Origin of the sequence: Emticicia sp. (assembly GCF_049241225.1) — a bacterium.
Taxonomy (GTDB): Bacteria; Bacteroidota; Bacteroidia; order Cytophagales; family Spirosomataceae; genus Emticicia.
In genome coordinates, this window is the sequence record NZ_JBMLRC010000207.1 from 32531 (window position 1) to 34945 (window position 2415).

The following is a 2415-nucleotide window of genomic DNA, read 5'->3' on the forward strand; positions in this document are numbered from 1 at the left end:
TTCAAAATTAATTCATAAAGTAAAAACTTCATCAATTTTGCGTGGCCAGGGTAGCGAATTGTTTTATAATTGAGGGTATCGACTTTTCCTGCAAAGGTTTCGCACATCGTGCCTAATCCGCCCGAAGTGCTGAATGCCTCAAATTCCTGCCCTTCGATTTGGATATGCTCAATGCCGTCAAGCGAAGTTACCATTTTAACTTCACCATTATGAATCACTTCGGCATCGTTGATATATTCGTTTATTACACCCGCTGGCGACCACGTAAACGAATAGCCCATCAAACCATTCGGAAAACGAGGCAAAGCACCCACTCGAAGCTCAATATCACGCAGTTTGGTGAAGCGTTTGGCTAAATCTGCTCCTACGATTCCGATTAAACCTGGAGCGAGTCCACACTGTGGAGCCATGACTGCCGTAGAAGTTTTGGCCATTTCTCTGATGGCCGAAGTTGTAGGTACATCTTCGGTCAAATCGAAATAATGAATGCCGAGTTTGTGAGCCGTTTGGGCAATTGGCAAGTTGAGGTTGTAGGGCATGGCCGATACAACCGCATCAAAATTTTTGAGGGTGGATTCTAAAAAACTGATGTCGTTTACATCTCCGAGTAAGACATCAAAGGGCAATTTGGTAGAAGGTTGGCGTAGGTCCATACCCGTAACGGCAAAGCGTTTTGCGAGTAATGTACCAACCAACGAACCTACCTTGCCCATACCAATGACAAGTACGTTTTTCATTGTTAGGAAAAAGATTAAAATGTTATAGATGAAGTATAAATGCGACAACGAACAGTGAGCCATAAACTCGACGAGACAGACCAAAAATCTGACCTACAACTGAGAAACTTTGTCGGGAAATAAACGTAAAAAGACAACCTAACAGAAGTCAGGAACAAATGAGCAGGCACTACGTAGATAGGCGAGGCGTGCTAAGAGATATTTTAGGTCTTTAAACAATGGAAGAATAATATTTTTGTGCAAATGTAAACAAGTAAAAATTATTTGCAAGGAAATGGTGTAGGAAATTTTTTAAAATATTCATTGCCTTCGACTCCGCTCAGGCAACGAATATTTTTATAAATTTGTGCTTGAGCAAAGCCGAAGTGATGCCTGAGCGAAGCCCCAATGGATTGCCAAAGACTAAAGTTTTTCCTTAAAAGTTTCGTAACCAAAACTTTTTAGTAACTGAAACTCATCGTTTTCCTTCCAAATACCGATGGATGGCAAACCAACGCCATTGAAAGTCGTGGTTTTTACCATTGTGTAGTGAATCATATCATCAAAAACTATGCTATCGCCCACTTGTAGAGGCTTATCGAAAGAATAATCTCCCATGTAATCGCCTGCCAAGCAAGTCATACCACCCATGCGGTAAGTAGGTTTGCCTTCAACAGCATCGGTTGCTCCCCAAATGCGTGGTTTGTAGGGCATTTCGAGCGTGTCGGGCATGTGAGCGGCAAAAGATATATCAAGAATAGCTACATCAACTCCTTGAGCATCAACAATATCTAAGACTGTTGAGGTCAGATAGCCCGTCTGCCAACCAATGGCTGAACCTGGTTCGAGAATAATTTCGATGTTATAAGTTTCACGTAAGCGTTTGATTAGACCAATTAGATGTTCGTGGTTATAACCTTCACGAGTCATTAAGTGTCCACCACCGAGATTGAGCCATTTTACTTGGTGCAATAAATCGCCAAATTTCTCTTCGATATGCACAAGTGTGCGTTCGAGTGTGTAAGAATCGTTTTCACAGAGCGTGTGCGAGTGTAATCCTTCTATGCCTTCGGGTAGTTCTTTACCCAATAATTCACGAGTGACGCCAAGTCTTGAACCTACGATACACGGATTATACATATCAGTTTCAACCTCAGCATACTGTGGGTTGATTCTGATTCCGCACGAGATTTTTCGGTCAAAACCTTGTACTTGGTCTTTAAACTGATTCCACTGATTCAAGGAATTGAACGTAATATGGCTACTATTGGCCATGATTTGCTCAAATTCTGCTGGTTTATAGGCAGGGCAGTAGGTATGTGCCAAACAACCCATTTCCTCTACAATCAATCGAGTTTCGTTAAGCGAACTGGCCGTTGCTCCCGATAAATATTGTTTTACCATCGGGAAAGTAGCATACATCGAAAAGCCTTTTAAGGCTACGATGATTGAAGCACCCGATTCGGTTTGAACTCGGTTAAGTAATTCAAGATTTCGGCGTAAGAGTCTTTCTTCTAAAACGTAGCACGGCGAAGGAATTTGAGAAATATCTATTGGCATTTTAAGGCAAAATGAGTAATGTAAAAATGAATAATGCTTTGAAACGCATTTTTGTTTTGCAAAATTACTTATTTAATGCCAATCCATCACAAAAAATAGCCCGAACAATGTTGTGCGGGCTGTTTGTGTTGATTTAGGT

The 2415-nt window shown here is 41.2% G+C and carries 2 protein-coding genes; both read right to left on the reverse strand.

The genetic code is table 11. The features are described 5' to 3' along the window. Positions 1-737, reverse strand: a 737-nt coding sequence (locus ACOVO2_RS11585) for a saccharopine dehydrogenase C-terminal domain-containing protein (RefSeq protein WP_421770127.1), incomplete at its 3' end; no start/stop codon positions are given. Between the two features lie 402 nt (positions 738-1139). Then, the gene (gene nspC, locus ACOVO2_RS11590) at positions 1140-2276 is read right to left on the reverse strand and encodes a carboxynorspermidine decarboxylase (RefSeq protein WP_421770128.1); all 1137 of its coding nucleotides are present in this window, start codon (positions 2274-2276) and stop codon (positions 1140-1142) included. Between the last annotated feature and the right edge of the window lie 139 nt (positions 2277-2415).